Raw genomic sequence first — 15,863 nt, forward strand, 5'->3', positions numbered from 1 at the left:
ACGACATTTGAGTGACTGATTTTTGTTTGGCTTGTGCATTCCTGTTGAGTTTTTAAGCCGATATGGCTAAAAGAAAACTGGTTTCATATTTTTAGCGGCGAGTAGATGACTCAACTGAACAAAGTGAACCGCCTGTCCCTGTTGCAAGTCAGCCAGGAGGGCAAGCCCGAGGAAGTAGCTCGCCGACTGATCGAGGTCATTGAGCTGGGGCTGATTGGCGAGGGTGAGCAGTTGCCCAGTGAGAGTGAACTGGCGACGCGCTTCGGCGTGGCGACCGTGACATTGCGCGACGCGTTGGCGATTTTGCGTCAGCGGGGTGTTGTTGCAACCAAGCGCGGCAGAAACGGCGGCAGTTTCGTCTGTGCCCCTGTGGAGGTTTCCGATGACTTCCTCAAGGCCAGGCTCAGTGCGATGAGTTCGCTGGAGCTTCGCGACCTGTGCGACGAGCAGATCGCTATTTCGGCTACTGCCGCAGGCTTGGCGGCCAGCCGATCTACCAGTGCCCAGCATCAAAGGCTGGAGCATTTCGTGACGGCGCTCCAAGAGGCCACGACCCGAAGCGAGCTTCGCCGGGCGGATGCACGATTTCATATCGAGGTTGCGGTTGCTGCGCAGTCGGTGCGATTGACGCACGCAGAAATGCGCCTTCAGTCCCAAATGGGCGAGTTGCTATGGATTTCTATGGCGGACGCTCACAAGAGTACGGTCATTGCGGAGCACCGGGCGATCCTGCAGGCCGTGATGGCCGGTGAGTCTAATCTGGCCAGTGCGCTGACAGAGGCTCATGTCAAAGAGGGCATAAAACGCCTGATGGATTTGCGCTACGCACTGCTTGAGCTGCAAGAGGCTACATCACCATGATCACAGTCGAACAAAACGAAGAGCTTCATCAGTGTGCCCAGCGATTGGAAGCGATCTTCTGCACCCTGTTCGAGCAATTGAACAGCTTGGCCGGGGAGGTGGTAACGGTCTGGGAGGCGCTGGATGCCGAAGGGCGGAAGCCGACCTCCAAAGACCTCGCTTTTCTTCAGGCGACCATTGAAGCGCGGCTGTTGGCAAACGACAGCTATATCCACGGGACGGGGGTGGTGCTGGAGCCGGGTGAGCTTGCGGACCAAGAATTGTTTCTTGAGTGGTTCTACCGCCCCTCCAGCGGCAAAGTCGCCCCGATGATGCTGAACTTCAATCGTCAAAGCGAGAGCTTCTACAACTACCAGGGCATGCCTTGGTTTACGCGTCCTAAACTGACGGGTGAAGCGTCGATCGAGGGGCCGTTCGTTGACCTGTACGGTACAGAGCTTTACATACTGGCCTTCTCCGTTCCGATTGTTGCCAAGGGGCATTTTGTCGGCGTTGCCGCAGCGGATATCGCCCTGCACGAATTCGATCAGCTGCTCACCCGGTGCCTGCTGCGGATGAAGAACGAGGCGTTCATCATCAATGCTGAAGGCCGAATCGTTGCCGCCAATTCGGCCAACTGGTTCGTGGGGAACATTGCCAGCCGCCCTGCAGCCGCCAACGTGCGAAAGCTTGAACCGTTATCGATCGAGTGGTCATTGGTTGAACTGCCAACGCCGCGATAGGCCGTGGCCTACCCTTAACGCACCACTGACACCTGTTTCCGTTTCTACCACAACAGCAACAATCGAAGAGGAAATACCATGCGTCGACTGTCGATACGTCTCGTTAGCCTCCTTTGCATGCTCTTGTTCGCCCAGTTGTCGATTGCAGCGGAAAAACAGAGCACCCGGAGCATCATCGATGCTTACATGAGTGCCTGGAACAAGCATGACCCCAATGCGGCGGCGCAGTACTTTGCTGAAAACGGGGAGTTTCTGGATGCGTCCGTAGGGATCCCTCAAGTCGGCCGGGAAACGGCCAGGGATAAAGTCATCAAGCTGTTTATCGATGCCGTGCCGGATTTGAAGTGGCAAATGGTTGGCGAGCCGATCATTGAAGGCGACAACATTGCCTTTGAATGGCAGTTCGATGGCCATAACACCGGTGCCTGGGCACCTGAAACCCCTGCAACCAACAAGCCGTTGAGTTTCAAAGGGGTCAGTTTCATCCGCCTGAAGGATGGCAAGATCGCGACGCAGCATGATTACTACGATGCGTTGTCGTTCAACAAACAGTTGGGCTGGTAAGCGGGCCGCGAGCGGGGCTTGCCAGCATCTACGCGCTGCGTACTCAACTTCGCAGCGCTTAGATGCTATCGCAAGGCAAGCCTTGTTCCCACGGAGCAGGCTCGGTGTCAGCCGCTGCGCGTGGGTGATTACTGCTCGGTGGCGGTTTCAACCGGCGGGGTCATCCGCGCTTCCAGTTCCAGCACTTTGGCTTCCAGCGCCTCCAGGCGGGCGCGGGTACGGGCCAATACCACCATCTGGCTGTCGAACTCTTCGCGGCTGACCAGTTCAAGCTTGCTGAAACCGCTTTGCAGCAGCGCCTTGAACTGGCTTTCCAGTTCACTGCGAGGCTGTGAGGTGTCGCTGCTGAAAAGGCGCGAGGCCTGGTCGCTCAGGGCATCGAGAAAGGCTTTGGGCGCGAGCATGGGCAGTATCCAGAAAATTCCACAAGGCCGGCAGTGTATCACGCAAGGAAACCGGGCTCGCATTGCACACTTTTTGCGCATCGCGGCGCAATGCCGCGCACCGTAGTTGTGCGTCCGAACCTTGCTGGCGAATGGCCAAACTGATCGGGTTGCCGTAAGTCGTTGTAATTGGTGAATTTGTCGGACATGGCAAGGTTTCTGCTTAGACCACTGTGACCCATGCACCGATGCTGTCGCTGTGACGATGCAGTGCGCAAATGGAGCGAAGGACGTGTTTCGTAAGACGTGGTTTGTGGCGTCGGCTTGAGGATGAGTGGTCGACGACGCGTTACAAAGCCAAGCGCTGCGCTTAGACTTGAGTCGGGTTTGTTTTCCTGGGGCAAGTCCACCAATTCGGGAGAAAGTTTCATGAAGCTAGTCACTGCCATCATCAAGCCGTTCAAATTGGACGACGTGCGCGAGTCGTTGTCTGAAATCGGCGTGCAGGGCATTACCGTTACCGAAGTCAAAGGTTTCGGTCGGCAGAAAGGCCACACCGAGCTGTATCGCGGTGCGGAGTATGTGGTCGATTTCCTGCCCAAAGTGAAGATTGATGTCGCCATTGACGACAAGGATCTGGACCGGGTCATCGAAGCCATCACCAAGGCGGCCAATACCGGCAAGATCGGTGACGGCAAGATCTTTGTGGTGAATCTGGAACAGGCTATCCGTATTCGTACCGGCGAAACCGATACCGACGCGATCTAACAAAAAGCCGCCCCAAACCCAACGCCCCAGGAGATAACATCATGACTCTGCGTCAGTTCGCAGGGCTAGGAGCCCTTTTGTCCCTCGTAATGCCTGGCCTGGCCCTGGCAGAGGACGCAGCACCTGTGCTCAACTCCGGCGATACCGCCTGGATGTTGACCTCTACAGCCTTGGTGCTGTTCATGACCATCCCCGGCCTGGCGCTGTTTTACGGCGGCATGGTGCGGTCCAAGAACGTCCTGTCGGTGATGATGCAGTGTTTCGCGATCACTGGCCTGATCAGTATTCTCTGGGTCGTTTATGGCTACAGCATGGCGTTCGATACCACCGGTATGGAACAGGGCGTAGTCAACTTCAATTCTTTCGTCGGCGGCATGTCCAAGGCGTTCCTCGCCGGTGTGACGCCATCGAGCCTCACCTCCGCGACGGCGTTGTTTCCGGAAGCCGTGTTCATCACCTTCCAGATGACCTTCGCGATCATTACGCCGGCACTGATTGTCGGTGCCTTTGCCGAGCGCATGAAGTTTTCGGCCATGCTGATCTTCATGGCCATCTGGTTCACCGTGGTCTATGCGCCGATTGCGCACATGGTCTGGAGTGGCAGCGGCGGCCTGATGTGGGACTGGGGCGTGCTGGACTTCGCTGGCGGCACCGTGGTGCATATCAACGCCGGTATCGCCGGCCTGGTGGCTTGCCTGGTGCTGGGCAAGCGTAAAGGCTTCCCGATCACCCCAATGGCGCCTCACAACCTGGGTTACACCCTGATGGGCGCGGCCATGCTCTGGGTCGGCTGGTTCGGCTTCAACGCCGGCTCTGCCGCCGCCGCCAATGGCACCGCCGGCATGGCCATGCTGGTCACCCAGATTGCCACCGCCGCCGCTGCGCTGGGCTGGATGCTTGCCGAGTGGCTGACGCATGGTAAACCAAGCGCTCTGGGTATCGCTTCGGGTGTGGTTGCAGGCTTGGTAGCCATCACCCCGGCCGCTGGTACCGTAGGCCCGATGGGGGCGCTGGTGATCGGCCTGGTGGCTTCGGTGATCTGCTTCTTCTGCGCTACCAGCCTCAAACGCAAACTGGGCTACGACGACTCGCTGGATGCCTTTGGTGTACACGGCATCGGCGGTATTGTCGGCGCGCTCCTGACCGGTGTGTTTGCTGCGCCGTCCCTGGGTGGTTTCGGCACCGTCGAGGACATCGCCGCGCAAGTCTGGATTCAGGCCAAGGGCGTAGGCTTTACCGTGATTTACACCGCAATCGCCACCTACGTGATCCTCAAGGTTCTGGACCTGGTCATGGGCCTGCGGGTCAACGAAGAAGAAGAGTCGGTCGGCCTCGACCTGGCTCAGCACAATGAGCGTGGTTACGCACTGTAATCGCCAGGAAAAAATCTGCCCGGTTCGCCGGGCATTTTTTTGCCTGCGATTTGAGCCGGAAATTACACGCAAACGGTTTCCTCAAATACTTGCGCAGGTACTGCCCTGAAGCGTTTGCCCTTAAGCACAAGACTTACAGGCAACAAGGATATTTAGACACTTTGTTTTTTCCCACAGCACGCTAGAATGCGCGCCGAAGGGTGCTTATCAGTGGTCCGCACACTTCGGTACCCTTTGCTAGGCTTGTCAATGGGCATGCCCATGACGCCAGGGTAGGCCGGCTCGGTTTCGCCGGTGGCTCTTTACTTTTTGTCGGGCTCGGTGTGTGTCGGGCTCGCATGGCGCTTGCCGGTAGGGCGAGCGTTGCAGGTGATGGGGCTTCATCACCTTTGAATTTTGCCCGGCGGCTACGCTATTTGCGCCGCGGGTCCATAACTAATGTGCTTTTCGCAAGTCATGAGGTAGAACATGAGCGACGACGATCTGGAAAATGATGACCTCGAAGTAGGCGACGAAGACGAAGGCGACGAAGGCCTGGAAGCCGCTGCCGAAGACGTGGCAGACGACAGTGACGACAGTCCCGTACCGGTCGCCAAAGGCAAATCCAAGGCGGCTGTCTCGGTTGACGAGATGCCAAGCATGGAAGCCAAGCAGAAAGAGCGTGATGCCTTGGCCAAGGCCATGGAAGAGTTCCTGGCTCGCGGTGGCAAGGTGCAGGAAGTTGAGCCGAATGTGGTCGCTGACCCGCCCAAGAAGCCGGACAACAAATACGGTAGCCGCCCTATCTGAGTGGTTGTCGTAACAAAAAGCCCGCTGTCGCTGCGGGCTTTTTTGTGTGCGCTGTTTTAGCGCCAGCGGGACAGGATTTCAGGAAGCTGCGACAGGCGCTGAATTTCGGCATCCGGGTGTTGTTCGGCCTCCCAGGTCTTGCCTTGAGGGTTGAACCAGATCGCCCGCAGGCCTGCTTGTTGGGCGCCCGCGATGTCGTCGCCGGGGTGATCGCCAATATGTACCGCCGCACTGGCTTCTACCTGGCCACGGCGAAGGGCTTCCTGGAAGGGTTGCGGGTCGGGTTTGCCGATGCCCAGGTCTTCTGCGCACAAGGTGAACTTGAAATAGTCGGCCAGCCCCAGGCGGCGCACATCGGCGTTGCCGTTGGTGACCACGCCCAGGCTGTAGTGACGGCAGAGCAATTCCAGTACCGGCTGCACTTCCGGGAAAATGTCGATTTGATGGCGGGCATGCAGGAAGACTTCAAAGCCCTCGTTGGCCAGCTCCCGGGCGTGCGCCTCACTGTAGCCAACCTCTTCCAGTGCATGGAACAGCACCCGGCGCCGTAGTGCGCTGATGCGGTGCTTGAGCCCCGGTTCGGCGTGTACCAGGCGCTCGCGAATGGCATAAAGGTGCTCGACCGGCACAGGGCCTAGGTTGGGGGCATTGGCCGCCAGCCAGTCTCGCAGTACGGCTTCGGCGCTGACAATAACCGGGGCGGTGTCCCACAGGGTGTCGTCCAGGTCGAAGGTGATCAGCTCGATACTCATGTGTCGCTGTCCTTACTGCGCTTGGCCCGTGGATGGGCGCTGTCGTAAACCGCAGCCAAGTGTTGGAAGTCCAGGTGAGTGTAGATCTGCGTGGTGGCGATGTCGGCATGGCCGAGCATTTCCTGGACGGCGCGCAGGTCTTGGGAGGACTCCAGCAGGTGGCTGGCAAAAGAGTGCCGCAACATGTGTGGGTGCAGGTTTTGCCCCAGTTCCCTTACGCCGGCGGCCTGTACCCGCAGTTGGATCGCCCGACGGCCAAGGCGACGGCCCTGGCGGGTGACAAACACCGCGCCATCTTCAGGCGCGCTCATGCCGCGCAATTTGAACCACTGTTGCAGGGCCTCGCGTGCTTTGCGGCCCACCGGCAGTACGCGGGTCTTGCTGCCTTTGCCATGCACCTGTACCAGGCCTGCGGCGAGGTCCAGTTGCTCCATGTTCAGGCTGGTCAGCTCCGACAGGCGCAGCCCGGAGGAGTAGAACAACTCCAGAATGGCCTGATCGCGCCGGCCGATGAAGTCGTCTTCAACGGCACCGTCGAGCAATTGCAGGGCGCGGTCGGTGTCCAGGGTCTTGGGCAGGCGACGTTCGCCTTTGGGGGCCGACAGGCCGGTGGCCGGGTCGTGGCTGCACAACCCTTCACGGTTGAGGTAGCGATAGAAACCACGCACGGCCGAGAGCATGCGGGCCAGGCTGCGCGAGGACTGCCCGTGTTGATGCTGGCGGGCAACGAACTGGCGCAGCTGTTGGATCTGCAGGTCGTTCCAGCTGTTGATGCCGACCTTGGCGCAGTACGCCAGGACATTGTCGAGGTCGCTCCGGTAGGCCAGCTGGGTATGCGGTGACACCTGACGTTCGTTACGCAGGTACGCACAGAACGCGTCCAACTGGCGTTGCATGGTTAGCGTACCGAACGCAGGGTTTGCGTGAAGCGTGGAACGACACGGCCCAGGACTTCGGCAATGTAGCCCAGGAACAGGGTGCCGACACTGCTCTTGTAGTGCTGCGGATCTCGGCTACCGATCGCCAGCACGCCATGCAGGCCCTGATGGTTGAGTACGGCGACGGCGCTGGAGCCGACTTCTTTGCGCTGCTCTTCACCGAACAGGAAGTCCAGCTCATGGTCGCGCAGCGAGCCGCTGACGGTCTTGCCGCCGCATAGCAGGCCACCAATGGCTTGTTGGGCCTCGGTACTGTTGACCCAGCGGCCCACCGAAGTGGCGTTGTCACTGAACAGTATGAGGCTGACAAACGGCACCTTGAACTCTTGGCGCAGGCTGTCTTCAACGGCCATGACCACTTCCTCGAGGCTGTTGGCATCGAGCAGGTCGAGGATCAAGCGGCGGGTCTTGTCGAACAGGCGATCATTGTCGCGGGCGACGTCCATCAGCTGTGACAGGCGATGGCGCATCTCGATGTTGCGATCACGCAGGAGCTTGAGCTGGCGCTCGACCAGCGAGACGCTATCGCCACGCTGGTGAGGGACGTGCAGTTCCACCAGCAGTTCATCATGCTCGGTGAAAAATGCCGGGTTGGCGCGCAAGTAGGCGGCCACGGCCTCGGCCCCAAGGGCCGGTGTCATGCCCTGATCACTCGGGGCGGGGTGTTCGACGGGGGCCTGGGGCTGATCGGTCATGGCTGATACTCACTCATAGACGAACCTGTCCTTCGAAAACGCGCACGGCCGGCCCGGTCATCATCACCGGGTGGCCAGGTCCTGCCCATTCAATCGACAGGCGCCCGCCTGGCAGGTCGATAAGCAGGGGTGAATCCATCCAGCCTTGGCTGATCGCGGCCACTGCAGCAGCGCAGGCGCCGGTACCGCAAGCCTGGGTTTCCCCGGCGCCACGTTCCCAGACCCGCAGTTGTGCGCGGTGCCGATCAATGACCTGGATAAAGCCGACATTCACACGTTGCGGGAAGCGTGGGTGGTGTTCGATCTTCGGCCCCAGGGTATGTACCGGTGCCTGGTTGATGTCATCGACACGCAGCACGGCGTGCGGGTTGCCCATGGAGACGGCGGCCATTTCGACCTGCTGGCCGTCCACATCCACCGAATAGCTCAGGGCTTGTTCGGGGGCCTGGAACGGAATGTCGGCCGGGACCAGCCGTGGTGGGCCCATGTCGACACAGATCTGCCCATCGCTACGGACATTGAGCTCAATGACGCCGCTACGGGTTTCGACGCGGATCTGTTTCTTGGCGGTCAGGCGTTTGTCCAGCACGAAGCGGGCGAAGCAACGTGCACCGTTACCGCACTGTTCCACTTCGGAGCCGTCGGCGTTGAAGATCCGGTAGCGAAAGTCCACGTCCGGATTGCTCGGTGCTTCGACGATCAGTAACTGATCGAAGCCGATACCGGTATGCCGGTCGCCCCATTGCTTGGCGTGCTTGGGCAGAATGTGTGCATGCTGGCTGACCAGGTCGAGGACCATGAAGTCATTGCCCAGGCCATGCATTTTGGTAAAACGCAGCAGCATGGGGTTACTCCGGCAACTGGCTTTCGCCTGCGAACAGTTCGGCTACGGTCTCGCGACGACGCACTTCAAAGGCCTTGTCGCCATCGACCAGAACTTCGGCGCAGCGGCCACGGGTGTTGTAGTTCGAGCTCATGACAAAGCCATAGGCACCCGCTGAATGCACAGCCAGCAGGTCGCCCTCGGCCAGGTTCAGTTGACGCGCTTTGGCCAGGAAGTCGCCGGTTTCGCAGATCGGTCCGACCACGTCATAGGTGCGTGGCTCGCCCGCACGCGGCTGCACGGCCGTCACGTCCATCCAGGCTTGATACAGGGCTGGGCGGATCAGGTCGTTCATCGCCGCATCGACGATGGCGAAATCCTTGTGTTCCGTGTGCTTGAGGTACTCGACACGGGTCAGCAGCACGCCGGCATTGGCGACGATGTAACGACCCGGCTCGAAGACCAGGGTCAGGTCACGTTCGCCGACACGCTCGCGTACGGCCTTGATGTAGTCGGCAATAAGCGGTGGCTGTTCGTCGTTGTAACGCACACCAACACCACCACCCAGGTCCAGGTGACGCAGGTGGATGCCACATTCGGCCAGGCGGTCGATCAGCGCCAGCAGGCGGTCGAGTGCGTCGAGGAACGGGGCGAGGGTGGTCAGCTGCGAACCGATATGGCAGTCGACACCCACCACTTCCAGGTTCGGCAGTTGAGCTGCGCGCAGATAGACGGCCTCGGCATCGGCGATGGCAATGCCGAACTTGTTCTCTTTCAGCCCGGTGGAAATGTACGGGTGGGTACCGGCATCGACGTCAGGGTTGACCCGCAGCGAAATCGGCGCGCGTACGCCCATCTCGGCGGCGACGACCTGCAGGCGTTCCAGTTCGTCAGTGGACTCGACGTTGAAGCAGTGTACGCCGACTTCCAGGGCCCGACGCATGTCTTCACGGGTCTTGCCGACGCCGGAGAACACCACGCGGTCGGCGCGTCCGCCAGCGGCCAGGACGCGTTCCAGCTCACCGCCGGAGACGATGTCGAAGCCTGCGCCCAAGCGGGCGAGCACGTTCAGCACGGCCAGGTTGGAGTTCGCCTTGACTGCAAAGCAGACCAGGTGCGATACGCCTTCCAGGGCATCGGTATAGCTGCGGTAGCGCTCTTCGATATGGGCGCGCGAGTAGACGTACGTCGGCGTTGCGAAGCGCGCGGCGATGGCTGACAGCGCTACGTCTTCCGCGAACAGTTCACCTTCGCGGTAGCTGAAAGCGTCCATGGGATTCCCTTACTGGTGCTGGTGCGATTGCGATTTTTTGCCATCCTTGCTGTCGTCAGGCAGGTACAGAGGACCCTTTTGACCACAGGCGGAGACGAGGCAGGCAACCGCGACGAGCGCTGCGAGGGAGGAGATCAGGCGCTTCATGGCGAAATCCTTTGAAATAAGCAGTATTGCGCCCGAGTATACCGAGCGCCCAGCGCCTTGCCTATGTGGCTTGCCCGCCATCGGACAGGGGCGGTGGTCGGTATCCTTTGCATTCGCCGCGCTGGCCTCGTATCGTGCCCGGCTTGCGCGTGAGCAGAAAATTTCGAGGTTCTTGCAATGAGTTTGAGCGAAGCACGTTTTCATGACCTGGTCGATGCCACCCAGCAGGCGCTGGAAGACCTGTTCGACGAAAGCGGCCTGGACCTGGACATGGAAAATTCGGCCGGTGTCCTGACCATCAAGTTCGATAATGGCAGCCAGTTGATCTTCAGCCGGCAGGAGCCTTTGCGTCAGCTGTGGCTGGCGGCCCGTAGCGGCGGTTTCCATTTCGACTACGACCCGGAAAGCAAGAAGTGGATGTGCGATACCACTGACGAACTGTTGGGCGAAATGCTGGTGCGCATCGTCTTTGAGCAGTCTGGCGAGAAGCTCGACTTCGACGAGATTTGAAATGAGTGTTGCCAGCAAACCGGCCAAGCCGCTGTACAGCAATGTCAGCCCGGCTGTGCCTTCGCCGTGTATCAGCCTGTGCCGGCTCGATGAGCAGAAGGTCTGCCTGGGTTGTTTCCGGCATGTCGAGGATATTCGCCAGTGGCGTTCGGCGGATGATGAGCAGCGTCGCCAGATTTGCCGCGAAGCACGTGCCCGGCGCACCCAGGCCGAGGCTCGCTGAGCCAGGGCTGCCTGCCGCCCCTCTTGTGTATTTGCCGGGCTGTGGTAGTGTCGAACGTATATCGGCACTGCCGAATTCCTGAAAACCCCGCCCTTGGGCGGGGTTTTTCTTTATATCGCCTAGAAAAAGGAGTCTGACTGGATCATGAGCACCAAGCCTTCCCTTATCCTCACCCGATTGGACGTACAACGTCTTGAGCGTTTGATCGATAGCCTCGACGAAAACGTGCCGGGTGTGCTCGCCTTGCAGGACGAGCTGGACCGCGCCGAGCAGGTGGTCGGTCACGAGGAGGTCCCGGCCGGTGTGGTGACCATGAACTCCCGCGTGCATTGCCGTGAGGAAGCCAGTGGCAAGGACTATCACCTGACCCTGGTCTACCCGAAGGATGCGGGTGCCGAAGGCAGCGTATCGATCCTGGCGCCGATTGGCTGCGCATTGCTGGGCCTGTCGGTCGGCGAGCAGATCGATTGGCCAGCACCGGGCGGCAAGACCCTCAAGCTCAAGCTGCTGGAGGTTGAGTACCAGCCGGAAGCCGCTGGTGACTTTGACCTCTGAGCCTGGCTTAGAGCAGGGCCATGGCGTCGTTCAGGCGCGCCTCCAGTTCGTCCTTGTAGCGCAGGTAGCGGATGCTTGAACCTGGGCTTTCAGCGAGCAGGTCGGACAGGTCCAGGTCGTTGATGTAGCAGCGGTAGGGCGCAGCTTCACGGCGCTGCTCGACGATCTCGCGCGCAACCATGGCATACAGTTGGTCGCCATGGTCGAGCGCTGAAAATTCCTTTTGATTACAGTACAGCGTGACGTGGGCTGACTCGGTTGCGCTCGTCTGTAGGATCGCCTGTACGTCGTAGAAAAACCTGCCGCTGCTGTCCTGTGGCGCGGGGCGGGGTTCGACCCGGCGCGCTCGGCCTCCGCCCGAGGGCATAATCTGGTAGTAATGGATTGCCAGCGAGCCTTGCGCCAGTGGCCGGCGCGCGTTCTGACGAAAAACCACCGCCTGCAGGAAGCGCTGCAACGGCAGCAGCAGGCTGCTCTCGTCATGCATCGGCAGGCGTTGCTGCCACAACACGTTATGTTCATCCAGCACGTAGACATCGGCCCAGTCATCCCACAGGCGGTAGAACACCTGAAGGGCGTGCGGCTGGCCAAGCGCAAGCACTTGTGCCAGGTCATGCTCCTGCAGTGCATTGGCATCCAGGTGCAGGTGGCTGTAACTGCTCCGCTCCTGGCCAAGATACGCCAGAAGGGCCGCGTGGTCGTTCAGTGTGGCTATTTCGGTTGCGCCAGGTTGCAGGTTGAGCACGTGGGTATGCTGCTGAACCTGAATCAGGTAGCGGTACTCGAGGGGTTGCTCCAGGAGTGCCTGAGCGCTCATGAACACTTCTTCGACACGCAGGGCAATGGCCTGGGCCCGGTTATGACAGAAGCAGCGTACCCTCAAGCGTGGCGCAGGTGCGCCGCGCTCAAGGCTGCTCAGGTAATCGCGCAGGCAGCGCAGCAGGGCATGTTCGCCGTCATAGCGTTGAACCTGCACTTCGTTCCAACTGTTGAGTGTGACCTGGTCGAGGGTCAGTACCAGGTTCTCGCGCACGCCAGCGTAGCTCAGCGAGTCGGTACGCTCGGTGGTCATCAGGATGTTCAGGTCGCGGTGTTGGCGCAGTGGGTCGATGCCGACATTCACCAGCAACAGCACCTCCTCGGCTACGCTGGGTTGTAGCAGGCGTTCCTCACTGACACGGGGCAGTGGCAGGGCTACGCTGTGCTGCAGGCTGCCGAGCAGGTTGAACAGCTCGTACTCGCTCAGGTCGCTGCTGCCTGGATACAGCGCTAGTCGCGTACTGCTGTCGATCACGCCATTGCGATGGGCCCAGGTCAGCAGTTCAAGTAGCCCGCGGCACCGTTTGATCGGGGCGAAGTGCTCCCATTCCTGCGGGCCGAGGTTGCCGCTGTAGAGTGTCCATTGAACCCGCTCCGGTGCGTTGCCGGTACTTGATTGGACCAGCGTCAGGGTGTCTTCGGCCAGGTCAGGGGCCACGCCTGGGTTGATGAAGTCGACTTTGCCAGCACGGCGCCCGAAAGCTGCATGCAAGCGTCGGCCAAGCACGTTGAGGTCGCGTTGGTCGATGCGATTGCTCGCCTGTTGGCTGCGTGCGAACTGGTTGAGAAAGCGGTAGCCGTAGTTCAACTCATCGACCAGCACCCGCCGCTCGCTCTCGACCTGACGAACTTTCCATTGGCTGCGGCTGTCGAGCAGGGCCAATTGGCGTTCGTCCCAACCCCATTCCTGGCAAAGGCGTGCAAGCTGCTCGCGTTGCCAGCCACTCACGCGCTGGCGTGCCAGGTTGCTGAGTTTCTTGTTGATCTTCAGGTACAGGCTGCGTCGCACCAGCTCCAGCCGTTGGCTGTCGCCGCTGGCCTTCAGGTAGCGCTCGATGCGCCGGTAAACCATCACGTAGGGGTCGAGTTCGTCTGGGTCCAGGCGGTTGGCGAACACGGCCTGTTTGAACTGCAGGCTGAGGCAGTGTACCTGTGGATGCTCGCTGGCATAGGCTTCGGTCAGTAGCAGTTTAAGTACAGATTTGTAGGGCGACTCAATCCCTTTGTACAACTGCCAGAGCCCGGCACCGATGAACTCGCCGGCCGGGATATGGGCCAGATGGCCAAGATCCAGAACCTCTTCTTCGCGGACAAACCGTTTGGACAGCAGCGTGCGGGTGAATTCGGCATAGCGCGCTTCTTCGTGCACAGGTACCAGCCACCAAAGCGGTGTGCGGCCGGCCAGCCAGATGGCGGTGCGGTAGAACTCATCAAGTAGCAGGTAATGCTGAGTGGTGCCGCAATCTTCCGAACTGAGCCTGGTGTTGCGTTCGCCCTGAACGAATCGCTGCGGGTCGATCAGGAACATGTGTGCTTCGGCGCCCTGGCTGGCGGCCCAGATCTCCAGCAACGTGCACTTCTTGCGCAGCTCGGCCAGGGCGGTGTCGTCCAGGTCGCAAGCGTGGCATACCCACACATCCATGTCGCTTTGTTCGGCCTGGGCCAGGGTGCCGAGGCTGCCCATCAGGAACAGCCCATGAATGGGGCGTGGCGGGTTGCCGTGGCGAGGCCTGTAGCTGAACGAGCGCGTCAGGCGCTGCGCTTCAGCCAACTGCTGTGCATCGGGCTCGTAACCAGAGACACCCGCTGGGGTAGAGCCTGATACATAGCCGGGAAACAGTGGGTGATTGACGTGGAAGAGCAGCGGTAGCAGGTTAAGGACGAGTTGCTGTCTGCTCGACAAACCGTCCATGGCGCGTGCCAGGCGACCTTCGTTCAGGCGCAGAAAACGCGCGCGCAACTGATTGAGCACCTTGCGGTCGATGCCTGCATCCAGGTCCGGGCGGATTTCATAGGGGTGGTTCATTATGGATTCAAACCGGCCTACAGGCTCGACAAGGGAACGTCAGTTAGCACTGGCGAGTTTAGCCCTAGTAATGCAGTCGGTTTAAGCCGTATTTGGTTTTTGACGCCATTTTTTCGTGGGCGGTGCAGCGTCGTGTACGGCCCGAAGGCCGTGCAAGACGCTGGCGCGTGAGGCTTGCCGGTGAAGGTGTCGGCGGGTATTCAGGCTGTTTCGGTCACGTTAAGGATGGTCAGCAGCTGCTGTGCATGCTCGGCGGCGTCCAGGCCCAGGCTGGTCAGGTAACCGCCATCGGGTTGGGTGATCAGTTCCTTGTCATGCAGGCGTTTGGCGGCGGCAATGGCTTGGGGCGCTGCCGTCTTGGTGTGAATTTTCAGGCCTTCCTGGGTATTGGCCAGGTTGAACAGTGCAAGTATTTCCAGTTCGGCAACCAACTCGGGGGTAAATGACATAGGTACTCCGACATTTCCTGAATTTGCGGTTGGCACCTTGGTAACGGATGCCTGGCTTTGGAGTGTAGTTCAGTCTTTTTCCGGCGGTAGTTCGGGCAGTGCGCGCAGGGCAGTTTCGTACCATTCGGTGTTGAATGCACGGTCTTCATCGAGCATGGCGTCAATCTCGATAGCCAGTACATGAGCCATCAGGTTGAGAATTTCTTCGCGCTCATAGCCCACCAGCGTCAGCTTGTTGAAAGCCGCCTTGGCGGCCGGTGGCTCACCGGACTCGATCTGATTCTCGATGGCCTGGGTCAGGGTGGCTTCGGCGAAGGCTTCTTCGTCGTCGCTGTCGATTTTGTTCTGTTCGCTCATGGTGATTCCTCGCGTTGAGCTTGCAGTTTGCCATGAGCGCACAGGTCATGTCGCAGTATCGACACGATCCATGATGCTGGTCAGTCCAGGCCAATCGTTCTATAACACCCCGGGCCAACTCCTTACGGCCTGGAGGCTGTTTTCATGCTCAAGCTTCATGGTTTTGCAGTCAGCAACTACTACAACATGGTCAAACTGGCACTGCTGGAAAAGGGCCTGCCCTTTGAAGAGGTGCCGTTCAACGGTGGCCAGAGCGATGACGCTCTGCAGGTCAGCCCGCGCGGCAAGGTCCCGGTACTGGAAACCGAGCACGGCTTTATCAGTGAGACCAGCGTGATCCTCGAGTACATCGAGCAGGTGCATCCTGAGCATGCCTTGCTGCCTGCCGAGGCCTATGCGCGTGCCAAGGTGCGCGAGCTGGCCAAGGAAATCGAGCTGTATATCGAACTGCCGGCACGGGCTTGTTACCCCGAGGCGTTTTTCGGCATGCAGGTGGACGCGGTCATCAAGGAAAAGGCCAAGGGCGAACTGTTGGCGGGGCTTGATACCCTCAAGCGCAACGGCGTGTTCTCGCCTTACGTTGCTGGTAACACGCTGACTCTGGCCGACCTGTATTTCTTCTACAGTGTCGATCTGGCGCGCGGTGTCGGCCTCAAGATATTTGGTCAGGACTTGCTGGAAGACTTCCCGCAGGCCAAGGCGCTGTTCGCCCGGCTCAAGGAGAGCCCGCATGTGCAGAAGATCGCAGCGGACAAGGAAGCGCAGATGCCCGCCTTCCTCGAGATGATTCGCAGCGGCAAGCGCTGAGTTGAAACAGGCTCGCCGTGCTGCCCGGC

At 59.9% G+C, this 15,863-nt stretch carries 19 protein-coding genes and 1 pseudogene; 10 read left to right on the plus strand and 10 right to left on the minus strand.

Annotated features, from left to right (window positions below; translation table 11 throughout):
* The first annotated feature begins 105 nt into the window (after window positions 1–105).
* The 3 genes from AB7M23_RS07110 (at window position 106) to AB7M23_RS07120 (ending at window position 2,147) form a co-directional block, all read left to right on the plus strand.
* Window positions 106–861: a FadR/GntR family transcriptional regulator gene (locus tag AB7M23_RS07110; RefSeq protein WP_102053477.1), complete on the plus strand. Its 756-nt coding sequence runs from the start codon at window positions 106–108 to the stop codon at window positions 859–861.
* On the plus strand, window positions 858–1,583 hold the full coding sequence (locus tag AB7M23_RS07115; protein ID WP_454240498.1) for a cache domain-containing protein: 726 nt from the start codon (window positions 858–860) through the stop codon (window positions 1,581–1,583). The genes AB7M23_RS07110 and AB7M23_RS07115 overlap by 4 nt, the downstream gene beginning before the upstream one ends.
* 78 nt (window positions 1,584–1,661) lie before the next feature.
* Window positions 1,662–2,147: an ester cyclase gene (locus AB7M23_RS07120; protein WP_065758061.1), complete on the plus strand. Its 486-nt coding sequence runs from the start codon at window positions 1,662–1,664 to the stop codon at window positions 2,145–2,147.
* A gap of 128 nt (window positions 2,148–2,275) precedes the next feature.
* Here AB7M23_RS07120 and AB7M23_RS07125 read toward each other — a convergent pair whose 3' ends face one another.
* Entirely contained in the window at window positions 2,276–2,551 is a 276-nt protein-coding gene (locus AB7M23_RS07125; RefSeq protein WP_065758058.1) for an accessory factor UbiK family protein, read from the minus strand.
* Between the two features lie 408 nt (window positions 2,552–2,959).
* Between AB7M23_RS07125 and glnK the strand changes: the two genes are divergently transcribed.
* From glnK to sutA, 3 genes are all read left to right on the plus strand, one after another.
* Window positions 2,960–3,298, plus strand: coding sequence for a P-II family nitrogen regulator (gene glnK / locus AB7M23_RS07130; RefSeq protein ID WP_002555808.1), 339 nt, complete (start codon window positions 2,960–2,962; stop codon window positions 3,296–3,298).
* Window positions 3,299–3,339: 41 nt separating this feature from the next.
* Window positions 3,340–4,671 (plus strand): ammonium transporter, encoded by a 1,332-nt coding sequence (locus tag AB7M23_RS07135; protein ID WP_065758057.1) that lies wholly within the window; start codon window positions 3,340–3,342, stop codon window positions 4,669–4,671.
* Window positions 4,672–5,139: 468 nt separating this feature from the next.
* Complete coding sequence (gene sutA, locus AB7M23_RS07140) at window positions 5,140–5,460, plus strand: transcriptional regulator SutA (RefSeq protein ID WP_065758056.1); 321 nt, start codon at window positions 5,140–5,142, stop codon at window positions 5,458–5,460.
* Between the two features lie 56 nt (window positions 5,461–5,516).
* On the opposite strand, the gene AB7M23_RS07145 is transcribed toward sutA, so the two are convergent.
* From AB7M23_RS07145 to lptM, 6 genes and pseudogenes are all read right to left on the minus strand, one after another.
* The gene (locus tag AB7M23_RS07145; protein WP_102053246.1) at window positions 5,517–6,212 is read right to left on the minus strand and encodes an HAD family hydrolase; all 696 of its coding nucleotides are present in this window, start codon (window positions 6,210–6,212) and stop codon (window positions 5,517–5,519) included.
* Window positions 6,209–7,108: a tyrosine recombinase XerC gene (gene xerC / locus AB7M23_RS07150; protein ID WP_454240499.1), complete on the minus strand. Its 900-nt coding sequence runs from the start codon at window positions 7,106–7,108 to the stop codon at window positions 6,209–6,211. Before xerC ends, AB7M23_RS07145 begins: the two co-directional genes overlap by 4 nt.
* A 2-nt stretch (window positions 7,109–7,110) precedes the next feature.
* Window positions 7,111–7,845 carry a DUF484 family protein gene (locus tag AB7M23_RS07155; protein WP_409277516.1) on the minus strand — a complete coding sequence of 245 codons (735 nt, stop codon included), beginning with the start codon at window positions 7,843–7,845 and terminating at the stop codon, window positions 7,111–7,113.
* A 13-nt stretch (window positions 7,846–7,858) separates the two neighbouring features.
* Complete coding sequence (dapF, locus tag AB7M23_RS07160; RefSeq protein WP_065758052.1) at window positions 7,859–8,689, minus strand: diaminopimelate epimerase; 831 nt, start codon at window positions 8,687–8,689, stop codon at window positions 7,859–7,861.
* A 4-nt stretch (window positions 8,690–8,693) separates the two neighbouring features.
* Complete coding sequence (lysA, locus tag AB7M23_RS07165; protein ID WP_099773280.1) at window positions 8,694–9,941, minus strand: diaminopimelate decarboxylase; 1,248 nt, start codon at window positions 9,939–9,941, stop codon at window positions 8,694–8,696.
* A gap of 12 nt (window positions 9,942–9,953) precedes the next feature.
* Window positions 9,954–10,088 (minus strand): annotated as a pseudogene (gene lptM / locus AB7M23_RS07170) (LPS translocon maturation chaperone LptM); the annotation flags it as partial.
* A gap of 177 nt (window positions 10,089–10,265) precedes the next feature.
* Between lptM and cyaY the strand changes: the two are divergent.
* The 3 genes from cyaY (at window position 10,266) to rnk (ending at window position 11,376) form a co-directional block, all read left to right on the plus strand.
* Complete coding sequence (cyaY, locus tag AB7M23_RS07175; RefSeq protein ID WP_065758050.1) at window positions 10,266–10,598, plus strand: iron donor protein CyaY; 333 nt, start codon at window positions 10,266–10,268, stop codon at window positions 10,596–10,598.
* A gap of 1 nt (window position 10,599) precedes the next feature.
* A complete protein-coding gene (locus AB7M23_RS07180; protein ID WP_454240500.1) occupies window positions 10,600–10,821 on the plus strand; it encodes a DUF1289 domain-containing protein in 222 nt (73 codons plus the stop codon).
* A gap of 144 nt (window positions 10,822–10,965) precedes the next feature.
* A complete protein-coding gene (gene rnk / locus AB7M23_RS07185) occupies window positions 10,966–11,376 on the plus strand; it encodes a nucleoside diphosphate kinase regulator (protein ID WP_065758048.1) in 411 nt (136 codons plus the stop codon).
* A 7-nt stretch (window positions 11,377–11,383) separates the two neighbouring features.
* On the opposite strand, the gene AB7M23_RS07190 is transcribed toward rnk, so the two are convergent.
* The 3 genes from AB7M23_RS07190 to AB7M23_RS07200 all read right to left on the minus strand — a co-directional run bounded on the left by AB7M23_RS07190 (window position 11,384) and on the right by AB7M23_RS07200 (window position 15,027).
* A complete protein-coding gene (locus AB7M23_RS07190; RefSeq protein WP_454240501.1) occupies window positions 11,384–14,221 on the minus strand; it encodes a class I adenylate cyclase in 2,838 nt (945 codons plus the stop codon).
* Window positions 14,222–14,421: 200 nt separating this feature from the next.
* Complete coding sequence (locus AB7M23_RS07195; RefSeq protein WP_065758046.1) at window positions 14,422–14,670, minus strand: TIGR02647 family protein; 249 nt, start codon at window positions 14,668–14,670, stop codon at window positions 14,422–14,424.
* A 69-nt stretch (window positions 14,671–14,739) separates the two neighbouring features.
* Window positions 14,740–15,027, minus strand: coding sequence for a hypothetical protein (locus tag AB7M23_RS07200; protein WP_330522183.1), 288 nt, complete (start codon window positions 15,025–15,027; stop codon window positions 14,740–14,742).
* A 144-nt stretch (window positions 15,028–15,171) separates the two neighbouring features.
* On the opposite strand from AB7M23_RS07200, the gene AB7M23_RS07205 reads away from it, so the two are divergent.
* Window positions 15,172–15,834 (plus strand): glutathione S-transferase family protein, encoded by a 663-nt coding sequence (locus AB7M23_RS07205; protein WP_454240502.1) that lies wholly within the window; start codon window positions 15,172–15,174, stop codon window positions 15,832–15,834.
* Window positions 15,835–15,863 lie beyond the last annotated feature (29 nt).

The sequence above is a fragment of the Pseudomonas sp. HLS-6 TE3448 genome, from assembly GCF_053629555.1.